Source organism: Synechococcus sp. CBW1002 (assembly GCF_015840915.1).
Taxonomy (GTDB): Bacteria; Cyanobacteriota; Cyanobacteriia; order PCC-6307; family Cyanobiaceae; genus CBW1002.
Genome location: NZ_CP060398.1, coordinates 3,213,336 through 3,228,183, shown reverse-complemented (window position 1 = coordinate 3,228,183; position 14,848 = coordinate 3,213,336). Strand labels below are relative to the sequence as shown.

The window sequence follows — 14,848 nt, the reverse complement described above, 5'->3', positions numbered from 1 at the left end:
GCGCGCCGGCATCGGTGCGGAAGCTTTCGTAGAAGCGCCAGCTGAGGATCTGCTCACGCAGCAGGTGCACCTCCGGCTGCTCCTGCGGATCGGCGCCGCTCTGGAACAGGCTCCGGTCGGGATCGGCCTGCCCGCTCGAGCGGCTGAGCACGGCGCGGGGATGGAAGCTACCGCCGGCCCAGATCCATTCCCCCTTCAGGGCCGGATCGAGCGCGAAGGCCGTCTGCGGCTCCTGGGGGTAGCCCAGCGCGATCGCATAGGAGAAGGGATCGGCCGAAAAGCCCAGGCGCAGGAGCACCGGTGCCTGGCGCCCCCCCCTGCACCGGCTGCTCCCCCTGCCGCATCTGGCGGCTCAGCCGTTCAGGGCCGGCCCACAGCACCGCCGGCAGGCCTCCCTCCCGGGCCAGGGCCCCCACCATCTCGCCGCGGTCCGCCTGTCGGTCGTGGGAGGCCCGGCCGGCACGAAGCGGTAGATGGCGCCGGCAAGCGCTGTGCGTCCAGTGGGTTGCGCTGAAGCCCGCTCACCGGGCTGATCTCGATCTGGCGCTGGCCCGGCGGGAAGCCGCCACCTTGATCAGCGTGGATCGTCTATCGCCTGCAGCAGCTGGCCAAGCGGGTGCTGCCCTGAGCACCCATCACGACGAACAGCTGTAGTGCGACACGCCCCCGGCGTTGAAGAATTCCCGGGGCTTGAGGCGGTCGTACGTCGCCTCCAGCTCCGGAGGCAGCTCGTCGTAGGGATGGCGGAACACCTCCTGAAGTTCCCTGACCAGGCAGAAATCACCTTCCGCAGCCTTCTCATAGGCCGGAGCAATCAGCCACTCGCGCCAGGTCACGGCCGGGTTCACCCGTTTCATCGCGGCGGATGTCGCGTTGATGTCGCCACCTGCCGTGAGGCGATCCCGCCAGCGTTGCAGCCACTGCGTCCACTGCCCATCGAGCTGCTCGGAGCAGGGCAGGTAGAAGCTCTCCTGCAGAGCAGAGACGTGCTCGGGGATGTCAGACAGCCTGCGGAAGAAGATCGTGTAATCCAGCTTGGAGCTCACCATCAGCTGCAGCAGTTCGTTCACCAGCTCGGCGTCGGTGTTGATCAGGCCGAGCTTGCTGGCCCACATCGCCTCGAGCGCCTGAGCCATCGCTTCAGCGAAGCCGGCGCGGATCGCATCCAGCCTTGCCAGCGCCTGCGTGTTGCCCTCGAGCAGCGGCAGCAGCGATTTGCAGAACATCCCGTAGTTCACTTCCGCCGCCGCCGGTTGGTTGAAGAAGCAGAAATGCTCGCCGCCGCCGGTCCAGGGCTGAAAGCGCGGATCAAAGCGTTCGCAGAAGCCGAACGGGCCGTAGTCGAGCGTGTAGCCACCGGCGGCGCAGTTGTCGCTGTTGAAATTGCCCTGGCAGTAGCCCACCCGCATCCAGTGGGCCACCAGGGAAGTAAGCCGCCCGCGGAACAATCGCGCCAGCTCCACCACCTGATCGCTGAACTCCAGAGCCGGATCAATCTCCGGCCGGTAGTTCCGCTCGATCAGGTGCGCCACGATCAACCGCAGCTCGTTCCGTGCATCCGGGTGCGCACCGCTGCGGGCGCGACGGGCGAACAGTTCCAGCTGGCCGACCCGCAGAAACGAGGGGGCCACGCGGGTGGTGATCGCCGCTGGGTTGTCCACCAGGATGTCGGGATCGAACGACCGGGAGTTCGGGGAATACCAGGGCCGGCGCACCGTTTCGGCCCGCGACATGTACAGCGTCAGCGAGCGGGAGGTGGGCACCCCCAGGGCGTGCATGAACTCCTGCGCCAGAAACTCGCGCACACTGGAGCGGAGCACAGCGCGTCCATCGGCCCCGCGGCAGTAAGGCGTGGGGCCACCGCCTTTGAGTTGCATCTCCCAGCGTTTGCCCTTGAACACACCTTCGAACACGGAAATGGCCCGGCCATCGCCATAGCCGTTGCCGGTGCCGAACGGGCACTGCTGGATGTATTCGGTCCCGTAGATCGAGAGGGCATAACCGGTGGCCCAGCCAAACGGTCGCATCGGTTGCATCGCCACGCTGATGTCGCCGGAAAACAGACGACGGAACTGGTCGTCGTGGGCCAGCTCATCGCTCAGGCCCAGGTCGTGGAACAGGGTTCTGCTGTGCGCCACCACCTCCGGCGCGGGAATCGCCGTGGGTGTGACCGGCACGTAATGACCGGAGAACACCTGGCGGGGCTGGTGATCGTGGCCGTCGCCGCTGGCCTGAGGATCCGGCTGCAGTGCATCCAGCAGCGAATAGTCGGCCCGTTGGGCAAACTCCGCGAAGGTGGTGGTCGTCACTCCTTTCGTCACTGTTGTCGGCACTGGTCTCTCGGGGTGTTGAGCCGCCTGGGCATGGCCCTGACGCTGAGGTCATCATCCTGGCGAGCCCGCCGCCATCAGCGGCGGCCCTGCAGGTGTCACGCCGTCTGAGGGTGCGTTCGCGCTTGAACCCGCCTCAGCAGCCTGGCGGCTGCGCGTCCAGGAAGGCGATCACCTCATCGCACCAGCGGATCCACTCCTGTTCGTAAAGGATGCCGCGGCGCAGGGTGAGATAGCGGAACTGCTCCTGCAGGGGCAACGCGGCGTGGGCCAGGACCTCCGCTTCGTGTTCCTGGTAGGAGGCCAGCTGCTGGCCATGGATGGCGCGACGGCGCTGCACTTCCTCCAGCAGTTGCGTGCGCGATCCGTACGGACCACCCAGCACCCGCACCAGCAGGTCCTCCCGGATCGGGGTGGGCCATGTGGGCTCCGCCGACCAGCGGCTCAGTTCCTGTCGGCCCGTCTCGGTGATGGCGTAGACCTTGCGGTCGGGCTTTCCCAGCTGCGGCACCACCTGGCAGCAGACCCACCCCTGCTTCTCCATCTTTCCCAGCTCCCGGTAGATCTGCTGTTGGGTGGCCTTCCAGTAGCAGACGACGGTTTCCTCGAACTGCTTGCTGATGTCGTAGCCGCTGGCGGGCTTCTCACTCAGCACCGTGAGGATCGTGTGAGCCAGGGCCATGGGGAACGATCGGCAGCGGTGCTGGGCCTTCCGATCTTCCTCCCGCACCCCCGTCGCGACCACTGGGACGACCACCGAGGCGACGACGGCAGCGCGCAGGCGCGGTTGACCTAGTCAACTTGTTGTGCATACACTTTCGCGAATACCCAACGCGTTGCCTAGCAACGTTGGTCTCACCGCCGTGCCGCCATGGATTCCGCCTCCGGTGCCCTGCCTGCTCCAGGCGCCCACGCGCCGCCGCAGCTGCGGCACCCGGCCCTGCGGCAACTGCTGCAGCATCTACCCTCCCGCCAGCTGCGCTGGCTGCTGCCACTCACCGCCGCCATGGGCCTCGCCCTGGCCGTCGCCCAGCGTCCCCGTCCGCCTGTGGCCAGGGCCCTGCCCGTGTCCGTGGTCACGGCACAGCCTGTGAGTCAGTACCGCACCAGCCGGGAGTACAGCGGCGAGGTGGTGGCCGGCCGCAGCAGCAGCCTCGGCTTCGAGCTCGCCGGCACCGTGGCCCAGGTGCTGGTGGAAGAGGGGGATCCGGTGCTGGCCGGCCGGCCGCTGGCCCGCCTCGACAACCGCCGGCTGCTGGCTCAGCGCCAGCAGCTGCTGGCGCAGCAGCGCACCGCCCGGGCCGCCGTGCAGGAAGTGCGCCAGCAGCTCACCCTGGCGGAGCTGCAGCGGGAACGCCGCCGCAAGCTCCATGCCCAGGGGGCGATCTCCCTCGAAGACCTCGACCAGCAGATCTATGGCGCCGCGGCACTGGTCAGCCGCCTCGATCAGGCCGACAGCCAGGTCGATGACCTCAGCGCCCGCCTGCGCCAGATCGATGTCGACCTGGCCCGCAGCGTGCTCGTGGCCCCCTTCGCCGCCACGGTCAGCGAGCGCCTGATTGATGAGGGTGTGGTGGTGAGTGGCGGCCAGGCACTGCTCACCCTGGTGGAAGCCGCCCCCCGTGAACTGCGCGTGGGGGTGCCTCCGGACGTCGCCCAGGTCCTGCGGGTGGGCGAAAGCCATCCTGTGAGCGTGGGCGACCGCCGCCTCACGGCCACGATCAGCGCCGTGCTGCCGCAACTCGATGCCGGCAGCCGCACGGCCACGGTGGTCCTGCGGTTGCCGGCAGCGGATCTGCCGGTGGGAGCGACGGCCCGCCTCTCCTTGCAGCGCAGCGAACGGGGGGCGGGCTTCTGGCTGCCCACCGACGCCCTGGTGGCAGCGGAACGGGGCCTCTGGTCGGTCTTCGTGCTCGTGCCCGCTTCGACGACCCAAGGCAAGGCGGCTGCAGCGCAAGGCCCACAACCGGCACGGCAGGTGGCCCGGCGCCTGGTGGAGATGGTGCACACCGAAGGCGATCGCTCGCTGGTGCGCGGCACCCTTCGCCCCGGTGAACAGGTGATCGCCACCGGCACCCATCGCGTCGTGCCGGGCCAATGGGTGCAGGCAGCGATCTGATGCTCGATCTCTTTCATCGCAACCGGCAGCTGCTGCTGCTCACCCTGCTGCTGGTGGTGGTCTGGGGGTTGTCGTCGCTGCTCACCCTGCCGCGGCTGGAGGATCCGCTGATCACCCAGCGCAATGCCCTGGTGATCACCGCCCTGCCGGGGGCCACGCCGGAGCGGGTCGAATCGCTGCTCACCGAACCACTCGAAGATGCCCTGCTGGAACTGCAGGAGGTGGACCATCTCGACTCCACCTCGTCCGCCGGCACCTCAATGATCGCCGTGGCTCTGAAGGATTCGATCCGAGATGTGGAGCCGGCCTGGAGCAAGGTGCGCAGCAAGCTCGACAATGCCACCCCCCTGCTGCCGCCAGAGGCCTCAGGTCCGGAATTCCGCGACGGCAACATCGGCGCCAGTGCCCTGATCGTCGGGCTCACCTGGGACCTGCCCGGACCCGCCAATCTGGGGCTGCTGGCCCGCCTGGCGGAGGATCTGGAAACCCGCCTGCGCGCCCTTCCCGGCACCGACAAACTGGAACTCAGCGGCGAGCCAGACGAGGAGATCCAGGTGGCGATCGGTGCCCGAGACCTGGCCCGACTCGGGCTCACGGCCCAGGGCCTCTCCGAGCGCATCGCCGCCAGTGATGCCAAGGAGGCGGCCGGGCAGGTGCGGGGCGCTCGCAGCGCGCTGCTGCTCCAGGTGGATGGCGCCCTGGATTCGCTGGAGCGCATCCGCGCCATCCCCGTGCAAACGGGCGCCGATGGCGCCAGCACCCGCCTGGGGCAGGTGGCAGCGGTGAGCAGGGGCGTGCGCAGCCCCGCCAGTCGGCTGGCGCTGGTGCACGGCCATCCCGCCGTGGTGGTGTCGGCCACGGTGGCCTCCGGTGAACGTGTGGACCGCTGGGCGCAGCAGGCGCGCGCGCAGCTGGAGGAGGTTCGCGCAGCCCTGCCCGAAGGCCTCGGGCTGCACACGGTGCTGGATCAGAGCCGCTACGTGCAGGAGCGCCTCGATGGTGTGATCGGCAACCTGATCACCGGCGCGCTGATGGTGGTGGCCGTGTCGGTGCTGATGCTCGGTGGCCGGGCGGCGCTGGTGGTGGGGACGGCCCTGCCCCTCGCCGCCCTGATGGTGTTCGGCTGGATGCGGCTCCTGGCGATTCCTCTGCATCAGATGTCAGCCACCGGCCTGGTGATTGCTCTGGGGCTGCTGATCGACAACGCCATCGTGGTGGTCGATGAGATGCAGCAACGCCTGCGCAGCGGTGTCTCCGCCGGCGCCGCGGTGCGTCAGTCGGTGGGCTACCTGCTGGTGCCGATGCTGGCCGCCACGCTCACCACGGTGCTGGCCTTCGTGCCGATCGCCACCTCACCGGGGGCCACCGGGGAATTCATCGGCACGATCGGCCTCACGGTGATCCTGGCGCTGGCCAGTTCCCTGTTCCTCTCCCTCACGGTGATCCCGGCGCTCACCGCCCGTCTGCAGCACTGGCGGCCTCTGGGGCCACGGGCGCGCTGGTGGGAGCAGGGGCTGTCGCTGCCCCTGCTCGCGACCCGATACCGCCGCACCGTGCAGCACGCCCTGCGGCATCCCTGACAGGGGGTGGCCCTGTCGCTGGTGCTGCCGGTGCTCGGCTTCGTGGCCTTCGGCAGCCTCGAGCAGCAGTTCTTTCCGCCCACCAACCGCGACCAGTTCCAGATCGAGATGCGCCTGCCGCAGCAGAGCACCCTGGACCGCACCGAAGCGCTGGCGTTGGCCGCCCGCCAGCGCCTGCGCGAGCATCCCGGCGTCGCCGATGTGCACTGGTTCCTGGGCGAGAGCGCGCCGCTGTTCTTCTACAACGTGGTCGCCTCCCAGGAGAACGCGCCCCATTACGCCCAAGGCCTGGTGCAGCTTCACAGCATCTCTCGCCTCCGTGACACCCTTCGCTCCCTTCAGGAGAGCCTGGACCGGACCTTCCCGGAAGCGCAGATGCTGGTCAAGCAGCTGGAGCAGGGTCCGCCCTTCGAGGCACCGATCGAGCTGCGCCTGCAGGGCCCCGACCTGACGCAGCTGCGGCAGATCGGTGATGAGCTGCGGCAGCGCCTGGCGCAACAGGCGGCGGTGACCCACACGAGTGCGAGCCTCAGCGAAGCCCTGCCCCGTCTGGCCCTGGCGGTGGATGAACAGCAGGCCCAGCGCAGCGGCCTCAACAACCGCGCCATCGCCCGGCAACTGCAGGCCGGCCTCGAAGGGGTCGTGGGCGGTTCGATCCTCGAAGGCGTCACCAGCCTGCCGGTGCGGGTGCAGGTGGCCGAAGCCCAGCGGGAGGATCTTCAGCAGATGGCCTCCCTGGATGTGGTGTCTCCCAGCAGTGGCGACAGCCTGCCGCTCTCGGCCCTGGCACGCCTGCGGCTGGAACCGGAGCTGGCCTCCATCGATCGGCGTGACGGGCAGCGCATCAACACCGTGCAGGCCTTTCTTTCCGCCGGGTCGCTGCCCGATGCCGTGCTGGGCGGGTTCCGGCAGCAGCTGGACCAGGAGGGTTGGCAACTGCCGGCCGGGGTGACGCTGTCCTACGGCGGTGAAGCCGATGCCCGCGGTGATGCCATCGCCAACCTGCTCTCCACGGTGGGGGTGCTGACGATCCTGATGACCGCCACCCTGGTGCTGTCGTTCCGCTCCTTCCGCCTGGCGGCTCTGATCGCCTCGGTGGCGTTGCTGTCGGTCGGTCTGGCGGCCCTGGCCCTGAAGCTGAGCGGATCGTTGTTCGGCTTCACCGCCATCCTGGGCACGCTCGGCCTGATCGGCCTGGCGATCAACGACGCGATCGTGGTGCTCAACGCCATCCGCACCGATCCACTCGCCGCCAGCGGCGACCCTGCCGCCACCACCACCGTTGTGCTGCCCGCCACCCGCCACGTGATCACCACCACGCTCACCACCGTGACCGGCTTCCTGCCGCTGATGCTGGATCCCACCGGCTTCTGGCCGCCGCTGGCGATCGCGGTGTCGGGCGGTCTGCTGGGGGCCACCGCCCTGGCCCTGTTCTATGTGCCGGCCGCCCACAGCCTGCTGATGCGGGGCACGCTGTGTCCAGTGCCCACAACAGCGTCCGCAGCACCGCAAGCGCGATCATCACGGTTGGTGAAACCGCATCATCCACGTGAACGAAGCCGTGGATCAGCTGATGCTCTGGGAAGGAAACCAGAATGACCTTCGCACCCTCCTTCGCCATCTCCTGGATTCATTCAGCAGCAGCCGATCCCTGCGGAGTTCAATCCGGAGCTGGCGGTGGCGGTGTGACATCGAGGCTGGCCACGGTGACGGGATCCAGGGGGATGATCACTTCTTCGTCAACGACGTCCTGGAGGAGTTCTACCGGCTGCTGGGCCTGATGGGCGGGCGTTCCTCCGGCGCCAGGTAGGCGCCGATCGCGCGAAAGATGTCATCAGCTGAGTTGCGGTACGCACCGCTGGAGTCGAAGGCCTGTTCGTCGAAGGTGACCGCCACCGCAATCGCGATCTTCTGCGAGGGCAGGTAGGCCATCACCCCGGCCTGTCCAGAGAACAGCGGGTTCTGCAGCAGCCAGGGGCCTGAGAGGACGATCCCGATCCCATAGGTGTAGAAGTCGTTGAGGGTGGCGCAGGTCGCACAGCCCTCGATCGGCTTGCCGAAGCCCCGAAGCTTCGGAGAGATCTGCTGCCTGTGGGTCTCCGGCGACAACAGCCGACCCGTCCCGATCGCCTCGGCGGACGTCGCCATGTCGTGGATGGTGGTGTACTGGACTGCGCCGCGGCTGAGCGTCCACGACGGGTTCCAGTAGGTCGACTCCTCGTAGAAGCGCGTTCCTGGGGCGATGCCGAGGGCCTGGCGCCGTTCCGACGAGAAGGCGTGAAGCACCGGCGGCGCGATCACGGGCGTGCCGCCGGGATCCCGGGTGTTACGGATGTTCAGGGGTCCGAAGATCCGCTCCTGCATCAGCACGGGCATGGTCTTGCCCGTGATTCTCTCCAGCGCCAGACCGAGGAGAACGTAATTCGTGTGCGCGTAATTCCAGCTCGTTCCGGGCTCGTACCAGAGCGTCTGAAGGTTCGCGTAGGAGAGCAGATCCTGTACCGAAAACTGACGGAACGGGTTTTCGAGCAGAGCCTGGACGAACGCGTCGTTGCCGATCACGTAGTCGCGGTAGCCGGAGGTCATCTGGGCGAGCTGACCAAGCGTGACCCGATCCGCATTCGGGATGTCCGGCAGCCAGGTCGAGAGCTTGTCGTCGAGACGCACCTTGTGCTCGTCGACCAGTTGCAGCAGCAGCGTCGCCACGTAGGAGATGGCGACCGCACCGTTGCGGAAATGCATGCCCTCCGTGGCGGGCACGCCCGTGATCGACTCGCCCATCGCCTCGGTGACAACCTCCTTGCCGTCGATCGTGACGCGCACAATCACCGCCCGCAGGTGATCAACAGCCATACGGTTGCGAACGATCCGAAGGATGGCGGCCGCCTGGGGCGAATCCGCCGCGGCTGCCTCGCTGGCCTGCATGGCCCAGACGGGGTCAGCTCCGCTCAGGCAGAATGCGAGCACACCGCCCAGGACGCGCCTGGCCCGTAGGGCGAACCAGCGGCCATCCATACCCGCTCGAGCAGGAAGCGGCAACGCTACGTCGCCTTGTCGCTTCATCGAGAAACCACCGGGATCCATCACGATCGGGCTGGGCGAATCATGCCTTGCATGGACCACTGCGCATCGGATCAAGCGACGTGACCTTGACCGGTACCAAGGAAGATCCTGCACAGCCTGGGTGCAGCTTCGCAGGAATCTCCAGCTTCGATGAGGCGACGCGTTGTGACGTGTGCTTCGTCACCCTCAAGAAGAGCGAGCGGCTACTGGGAGAGCCAGAGCCTCACCCGCGAATCCTCATCCACGGGGCAGTGCTGGATCCACCGCGTCGAGCCCGGCAGGCGGGTGCCCCCTACCAGGAAGTTGACGCCAGCTTCAGCCGATTGCTGCGGCGTTCGATCCGGAGCCGGAGCCGGAGTCAGAGCAGGAGCCGGCGGTGGCGGTGGCGGTGGCGATTAAAACGATCCCTTCCGTCTGAACACCCAGGGCCTGGTGATCCCTCCAGGCACCTGCCACACACCATGACGATGCCGGGAGGCCCGGTACTCAGCGTCGAGATACTCCTTGGAGTCGCACTGGCCCAGGTACTTGCGGTACGCGAAGGCCTGGCCGTCTTCCACCAGCGCCAGACCCAGGTTGATCGCGCCGATCACTTCGGCCACGGTGCGGCCGTAGCGGTCAGTTGCTTTCACCGCCAGCGCCACCGGCGTGCCGATCGGCAGACGCATCTGCAGGTACCGGCGGGCCTGAGGGCCGTAGGGGCTCTGATCCAACTCCGGTGCATCGATGCAGGCCAGCCGCACCGTGATCAGCCGGCCGGCCTGCTTGACACGGATCGTGTCGCCATCGCCGATCGAGAGCACCGTGGCACGACTGATCGGGGGCTGAGCCGTCTGGGCGCCGGCCAACGGCATCAACAGGGTGACCAACCCCAGAAGGCCAGGCAGTGGAAGAAGGATGCGGGCCATCGCCACAGTCTGGATGTCAGGCATGTACCGCGATTGCCCGAGGCCGTCGCCCGTCCGATCGTGAATCCATCGAAATCGGAAGACTCCAGACCATGGATGACACCCCATCCCAGCAACAGCCAGGAGTGCGCTGACGATCCGGCCCCTGCTCCATCACTTTCAACGGATCACTGGCTTCCCTGGCATGTGTCAACGTCGCCGTCCATGGCACACGTCCATGGCACCGTTCACGAGCCCGGCCCACAAGCCACCGCTCCAGCTAGGTGCCCAGGATCCGACGGGAAGCCCCACTGGATCTCTGGCCCCAGGTGCCAGCGTCAGGAGCTCCGCTCACACCATCCTCCATCCAAGCTCGGTGGCGGTGAGCTGCAAGCCAGTCGTGTGTTGTTGCAGAGCCGGGTTCTGCACACCCAGGGAGTGCGCGGCACCCCACAATGCCGTCACAACGAACCGACACCCATGCGTGCGCAGCCATCGGGTCTCTCCCTGCTGAACCGAATCGCGCGGGTGCTGCTGTGCCTGGTGTTCATCCATGCGGTGATCGGCAAGCTGACGGGCTTCACCGGCGTGGCTGGTGCCATTGCCGCCAAGGGATTGCCGCTGGCACCGTTGTTGCTGGGGATCGCCATGGCCTTGATGGCCGTAGGCTCAGTGCTGGTGATTAGTGGCTGGAAAGCACGACTGGGAGCGGTGCTGCTGCTGGTGTTTCTTGTACCCACCACGCTGCTCTTCCACGCTGATGTGAATGACAGCGGCGAGAGGATTCAGCTGCTCAAGAACCTGGCGATCATGGGTGGTCTTCTGCTGGTGGCTGATCAGCACAACAAGGCCTGAACAGCTGCCAAGCCCAGCGAACGGAGCGATGGAACCAGGGAAGGAATTGCCCCAGAGTTGGACAACGGACAACCCCTAGGCAGTGCCCAGGGGTTGTCAGGGATTCATGCCAGGGCGAAGCTCTGGAAGATCAGCGGGAGTTCGTCGGTGCCAGATCGCTGGGGCGGCTGAGCACAAAGGTCACCATCCCGGTGAGAACCACGACCAGAGCAATCAGGCCGGTGATGGCAGCGGTGTAATCGGTACTCATGATGATCAACCCAGACCGATCTGGGACAGGATGCCCTGGCCGGTGAGCAGCTCGGTGCCCAGGCCGATCACGAAACCGAGCATGGCCAGGCGGCCGTTCCAGGTCTCGGCGAAGGCCACAAAGCCGAAGCGGGTCGAAGAGTCAGTCATGGGTATTGCGGTTTGTTTCTTGAATTGTAACAGATTTTGAAGCGATCGGGACAGAGCCTGTCTGATCTGGCCGGCCCCGATCAGAAGCCCTTGCTAGGTCTTGAGGGCATCCGCCAGGCCTGAGCCATGACCGGAATCCGCAACGTCTGGCTTGGGATGGCCGCTGGCCTGGCCTTCTCCCTGTCAGCGCCTGGATCGGGGCTGGCCAGGCCGAATCCAGGCGGCCTTGGGGGTCCTGCTTCAGGAGCTGGACTGGCTCCCGGTGCTGGGTTCGGAGCGGCAGGGGCAGGACTGGATCGAGAACCCGGAGTGGGTGCCGGTGGTTTCGGTGGGCCGGCCTCGGGTGCGGGTGTCTTGCCGGGGGCCGGTTTCGGTGAGGCTGGCGCTGGGCTGGAGCGGCGTCCGCTCGGCAATCCCGGTGATGCTGGTGGGCCTGCATCTGGTGCCGGTGTTCTTCCTGGTGCTGGCTTCGGAGCTCCGGGGGCTGGTCTCTACAGACGCTGAAACGCTGTGGCCAGCCCTTTCCCCTCCTGGTGGGCCGGGTTTGCTTCCCCTGCTGCAACCCGAAACGTTGTCTGACGATCGCGGGGTCTATGGCCTCGCAGAGCTGCGGGCCCATGCGGAAGACAGCGCCAATCCGGGTTGAGGCAAGCCGGCTCTTGCGTACCTTCAATCGCTTCATGCTCCTTCCGCGACCCGCTCCTCTGCGCGCGTTGCTGCTCAGGGGTCTGATTCCCTGGGCTCCCCGTCTCCCCCATCTCGCGCCTCGTCGCATTCCGGTGGCAACCAGCCACATGGCGGCCAGCCGCTGGCTTGGCTGCGAGGGATGAAGCGTCACATCAGCGGCACCGTCTCGATCCCCGCCCCCGGGAGAACGGTGTCTCCGCTGGTTGCAGTGTCTCACCGAGCGGTTGATGGAGCAGCTCACCGCTTCCGACCGGCTGACAATCGTGAGTTTCGACGATGCCGTGGCCGTGGCCGTGGTGGTGGTGCCGTCGCGCCCGGCCGGTGATTCAGAGCCCTTCTTCGCCGCGATCAACACCCTCAACTGCGGTGGCGGCAACTCTGGGGCAGAGCCTGGCCCTCCTCCCATTCCTCGCGCCCGTACAACGCACCATCCAGGAGCTGCGCGTTGCCTCCCTGGGTTGTGACCACTGACATCCCTCTGTGAGCAGGCCCGCGCAGGCGGACCCATAGGCTCTGAGCACCTCCGCAGCACTCCCTTGCCTGACCGTTCGTTCCACTACGAGCCGCTGGAGCGGTTCGGAGAAGGACTCACCACCAGCCGACCCTGGAATGCAGCAGCGTTGGCAGGCGTGGAGCGGCTGAATGGCCGCGTCGCCATGCTCGGTTTTGCTGCGGCGGTTGCTGGTGAGTGGATCACGGGTCATGGGCCAGCCGGGCAGGTGTTGGCGCTGCTGCGCTGGTACCTGGGCTGAGAGCCCTCCGCAGACCCATCGTCAGCTGCTCTGTCGGACCCGCTTCACGGCCAGGCCCGCCTCTGCTGCGGTGACGGTGGCCAACAGCACCAGACCGATCAGCCCCACCAACTGGTTCTGAGCCTCGGCTGCCGCATCGGCGTTCTGGCCCAACACGGCTCCAGATACGAACCAGGCGGTGGCGAGAGCTGATGTGATCCAGTACGCCTTCCAGCGGCGTTGATAGAGATAGCCGGCCCCAAGGCCGGGGAGAACATTCAGGACAACCGCCACCCAGCCGGCGGAGGCAGCAAGGATTTGCTCACGGGTCGGCGTCATCGATCAGGGAATGGGTGCTGCACTCTGGCGGCGGAGCGTCAGCCCTGCGGCACCGGCAGCCGCAGGCTGGTCAGCTTCGACAGCCCCACCAGCAGTGCCGAGCACCACCGAGCTTAGTGACGATGCCGAATTCCACGTTCAGCGCCTCCTCGCCGGCGATCACCCCCTTCACGGGGGAGGCCACGATCACCCGCTTCAGACCCGGTTCGGCGCAGTCGGGCCCAAGGGTTTCGGCTGTCTTGAACCGACCGCTGCAGTCGAGCATCAGGTCGACACCGGCAACCTTGCAGGGCACGGCGGTGGGATCGGTGTGCTGGTTCATGCACCGATGCGACCGAAGCCGGTGATGCCGATCGTCATCCGGAAGGCACGGGGTGTGCCGACCATAAATCAACTAGAATTGATTAAATAGGTATCGCTATGCACATGAGCTCTCCCGGCGCTGTTGCCCGCTCTTCTCTGCAGGCCGACCAGGCCCGAGCGCTGCTCAAGGCCCTTGCCGATCCCCTGCGCCTGCGGGTGATCGAAACCCTCGGCAGCGGCGAGCGCTGCGTCTGTGATCTCACCACTGACCTCGGCCTGGCCCAGTCGAAGCTCTCCTTCCACCTTAAGGTGCTCAAGCAGGCCGGGCTTCTGGACGACCGTCAGGAGGGCCGCTGGATCTACTATCGCCTGCGCTCTGAAGCGATCGAACAGCTGCGCGGTTGGCTGGCGGAGCTGGGTGCCCAGTGCAGCACGCCCGCTACCCCCTGCCCATGAGCACCATCACACCGGCGATCCAGTGAGCTGAGCACCAGCCGGCCAAGCCATGTCGCCCGGCTGGCCGGTCTCGTGGCTGGTCGGGTGCCCGCTGCCGGGGAGGCAGGTTTCAATACAAATCCGTGCGCCGATCCTTGAGATAGTTGGTGTTTTCTGGATGGCTTGGGCCGTAGTCACCAGGAAGGCAGTCAGCCATCAACAGTGTGGGCTCGGCACGGGCAGCCACCAGAGTGTCGCCGTGGGGCCCGCAAATGATGCTGTTGCCCAGATACGCCGCCTTGACCTGACCATTGACGTGTTCTTCCCCGCAGCGGTTGGCGTAGGCCACGAAGCAGCCGTTCTGGAAGGCATGGGCCGGCACCAGGGTTCTCGAGACATCGGGGTATGGCTGGGTCGTCCGCTGGCCAGTGCTCAGCTCAGCCCAGGTGTCGGCGGCCGTCGGAATCAGAATCAGCTGGGCCCCCTCCAGTGCCAGTCGCCGGAAGAGCTCGGGGAACTCGGCTTCGTAGCAGTTGAGCAAGCCCACGGAGATCCCGTTCACCGGGTGCACCGAAAAGGCAGGGCCCTCTTCAGGATGCAGGTACCCAGGATGCCAGCAGCGTTTTTCATCCGGTCCCCACAGATGGGTTTTTCGGTAGTTGCGTAACAGGCGGCCGCTGTGATCGAACAGGGCAATGGCGTCGTAGAAGCGCTCCTCTCCGGCCACCACAGCCCGTTCCGGATAGGGACAGGCCACCGCCAGCCCGTTCCTGCGGGCGGCTGCCGCCACCCTCTGGAGACTGGTTCCATCCAGCGGCTCCGCCAGCTGCCGAGCCAGATCCGGCGTCACGATGTAACCGCTCAGGTAGAGCTCCGGGAAGGCCAGCAGCTGCACCCCAAGGCTGGCAGCATGGGCACAGACCTGCTCCAGACGTAGGAGGTTCTCCTCCACCGCATCAGCTGTGGCAGCCGAACCCGTGCCTTGCCAGAGACCGAGCCTGATGCCCTCCCCGGCCGCTGGTGGCTGGGTCAGGGTGTAACTGAGCAAGCGATGGTGAGGAACCATGGGCCGATGGGGGGATGCCTTCCGACTTAAATACTGAGACAACCCTGCAGGCAA

At 66.7% G+C, this 14,848-nt stretch carries 14 protein-coding genes and 1 pseudogene; 7 read left to right on the top strand and 8 right to left on the bottom strand.

The genetic code is table 11. The features are described from left to right. Nucleotides 1-635: 635 nt before the first annotated feature. Both H8F24_RS15895 and H8F24_RS15890 read right to left on the bottom strand, forming a co-directional pair. Nucleotides 636-2,309 carry a YdiU family protein gene (locus H8F24_RS15895; RefSeq protein WP_197170215.1) on the bottom strand — a complete coding sequence of 558 codons (1,674 nt, stop codon included), beginning with the start codon at nucleotides 2,307-2,309 and terminating at the stop codon, nucleotides 636-638. Between the two features lie 157 nt (nucleotides 2,310-2,466). Continuing rightward, nucleotides 2,467-3,012 (bottom strand): PadR family transcriptional regulator, encoded by a 546-nt coding sequence (locus H8F24_RS15890; RefSeq protein WP_197170214.1) that lies wholly within the window; start codon nucleotides 3,010-3,012, stop codon nucleotides 2,467-2,469. Between the two features lie 189 nt (nucleotides 3,013-3,201). On the opposite strand from H8F24_RS15890, the gene H8F24_RS15885 reads away from it, so the two are divergent. Both H8F24_RS15885 and H8F24_RS15880 read left to right on the top strand, forming a co-directional pair. Then, nucleotides 3,202-4,449, top strand: a complete 1,248-nt coding sequence (locus H8F24_RS15885) for an efflux RND transporter periplasmic adaptor subunit (RefSeq protein WP_231597899.1) — start codon at nucleotides 3,202-3,204, stop codon at nucleotides 4,447-4,449. Next, nucleotides 4,428-7,628: pseudogene (locus tag H8F24_RS15880) on the top strand (efflux RND transporter permease subunit). The gene H8F24_RS15885 and the pseudogene H8F24_RS15880 overlap by 22 nt, the downstream one beginning before the upstream one ends. 162 nt (nucleotides 7,629-7,790) lie before the next feature. On the opposite strand, the gene H8F24_RS15875 reads toward H8F24_RS15880, so the two are convergent. Together H8F24_RS15875 and H8F24_RS15870 are read right to left on the bottom strand one after the other, a co-directional pair. Then, nucleotides 7,791-8,954 (bottom strand): serine hydrolase, encoded by a 1,164-nt coding sequence (locus H8F24_RS15875; protein WP_231597898.1) that lies wholly within the window; start codon nucleotides 8,952-8,954, stop codon nucleotides 7,791-7,793. Nucleotides 8,955-9,487: 533 nt separating this feature from the next. Next, entirely contained in the window at nucleotides 9,488-10,024 is a 537-nt protein-coding gene (locus tag H8F24_RS15870; RefSeq protein ID WP_231597897.1) for a thermonuclease family protein, read from the bottom strand. Between the two features lie 435 nt (nucleotides 10,025-10,459). On the opposite strand from H8F24_RS15870, the gene H8F24_RS15865 reads away from it, so the two are divergent. Beyond that, nucleotides 10,460-10,834: a DoxX family protein gene (locus H8F24_RS15865; protein WP_197170213.1), complete on the top strand. Its 375-nt coding sequence runs from the start codon at nucleotides 10,460-10,462 to the stop codon at nucleotides 10,832-10,834. A 255-nt stretch (nucleotides 10,835-11,089) separates the two neighbouring features. Here the strand turns inward: H8F24_RS15865 and H8F24_RS15860 are convergent, their stop codons facing one another. Beyond that, nucleotides 11,090-11,233 carry a chlorophyll a/b-binding protein gene (locus tag H8F24_RS15860; protein ID WP_197170212.1) on the bottom strand — a complete coding sequence of 48 codons (144 nt, stop codon included), beginning with the start codon at nucleotides 11,231-11,233 and terminating at the stop codon, nucleotides 11,090-11,092. A gap of 226 nt (nucleotides 11,234-11,459) precedes the next feature. Between H8F24_RS15860 and H8F24_RS15855 the strand changes: the two genes are divergently transcribed. The 3 genes from H8F24_RS15855 to H8F24_RS15845 all read left to right on the top strand — a co-directional run bounded on the left by H8F24_RS15855 (nucleotide 11,460) and on the right by H8F24_RS15845 (nucleotide 12,672). Beyond that, entirely contained in the window at nucleotides 11,460-11,879 is a 420-nt protein-coding gene (locus H8F24_RS15855) for a hypothetical protein (protein ID WP_197170211.1), read from the top strand. Nucleotides 11,880-12,123: 244 nt separating this feature from the next. Then, nucleotides 12,124-12,384 carry a hypothetical protein gene (locus H8F24_RS15850; protein ID WP_197170210.1) on the top strand — a complete coding sequence of 87 codons (261 nt, stop codon included), beginning with the start codon at nucleotides 12,124-12,126 and terminating at the stop codon, nucleotides 12,382-12,384. 72 nt (nucleotides 12,385-12,456) lie between these two features. After that, nucleotides 12,457-12,672, top strand: coding sequence for a chlorophyll a/b-binding protein (locus tag H8F24_RS15845; protein WP_197155515.1), 216 nt, complete (start codon nucleotides 12,457-12,459; stop codon nucleotides 12,670-12,672). Nucleotides 12,673-12,693: 21 nt separating this feature from the next. Here the strand turns inward: H8F24_RS15845 and H8F24_RS15840 are convergent, their stop codons facing one another. Continuing rightward, nucleotides 12,694-12,990 (bottom strand): hypothetical protein, encoded by a 297-nt coding sequence (locus tag H8F24_RS15840; RefSeq protein WP_197155513.1) that lies wholly within the window; start codon nucleotides 12,988-12,990, stop codon nucleotides 12,694-12,696. 70 nt (nucleotides 12,991-13,060) lie between these two features. Beyond that, nucleotides 13,061-13,312: a hypothetical protein gene (locus tag H8F24_RS15835; RefSeq protein ID WP_197170209.1), complete on the bottom strand. Its 252-nt coding sequence runs from the start codon at nucleotides 13,310-13,312 to the stop codon at nucleotides 13,061-13,063. Between the two features lie 104 nt (nucleotides 13,313-13,416). Between H8F24_RS15835 and H8F24_RS15830 the strand changes: the two genes are divergently transcribed. Continuing rightward, complete coding sequence (locus H8F24_RS15830) at nucleotides 13,417-13,749, top strand: helix-turn-helix transcriptional regulator (protein WP_197155509.1); 333 nt, start codon at nucleotides 13,417-13,419, stop codon at nucleotides 13,747-13,749. A gap of 109 nt (nucleotides 13,750-13,858) precedes the next feature. Here H8F24_RS15830 and H8F24_RS15825 read toward each other — a convergent pair whose 3' ends face one another. Beyond that, nucleotides 13,859-14,776, bottom strand: coding sequence for a carbon-nitrogen hydrolase family protein (locus H8F24_RS15825; RefSeq protein ID WP_231597896.1), 918 nt, complete (start codon nucleotides 14,774-14,776; stop codon nucleotides 13,859-13,861). Between the last annotated feature and the right edge of the window lie 72 nt (nucleotides 14,777-14,848).

Bases quoted from the DNA above. Each gene is read 5' to 3' on its own strand.
- H8F24_RS15890 (WP_197170214.1), bottom strand. From the start codon at position 3,012: ATGGCCCTGGCTCACACGATCCTCACGGTGCTGAGTGAGAAGCCCGCC.
- H8F24_RS15885 (WP_231597899.1), top strand. From the start codon at position 3,202: ATGGATTCCGCCTCCGGTGCCCTGCCTGCTCCAGGCGCCCACGCGCCG.
- H8F24_RS15875 (WP_231597898.1), bottom strand. From the start codon at position 8,954: ATGCAGGCCAGCGAGGCAGCCGCGGCGGATTCGCCCCAGGCGGCCGCC.
- H8F24_RS15870 (WP_231597897.1), bottom strand. From the start codon at position 10,024: ATGCCTGACATCCAGACTGTGGCGATGGCCCGCATCCTTCTTCCACTG.
- H8F24_RS15865 (WP_197170213.1), top strand. From the start codon at position 10,460: ATGCGTGCGCAGCCATCGGGTCTCTCCCTGCTGAACCGAATCGCGCGG.
- H8F24_RS15860 (WP_197170212.1), bottom strand. From the start codon at position 11,233: ATGACTGACTCTTCGACCCGCTTCGGCTTTGTGGCCTTCGCCGAGACC.
- H8F24_RS15840 (WP_197155513.1), bottom strand. From the start codon at position 12,990: ATGACGCCGACCCGTGAGCAAATCCTTGCTGCCTCCGCCGGCTGGGTG.
- H8F24_RS15835 (WP_197170209.1), bottom strand. From the start codon at position 13,312: ATGAACCAGCACACCGATCCCACCGCCGTGCCCTGCAAGGTTGCCGGT.
- H8F24_RS15830 (WP_197155509.1), top strand. From the start codon at position 13,417: ATGAGCTCTCCCGGCGCTGTTGCCCGCTCTTCTCTGCAGGCCGACCAG.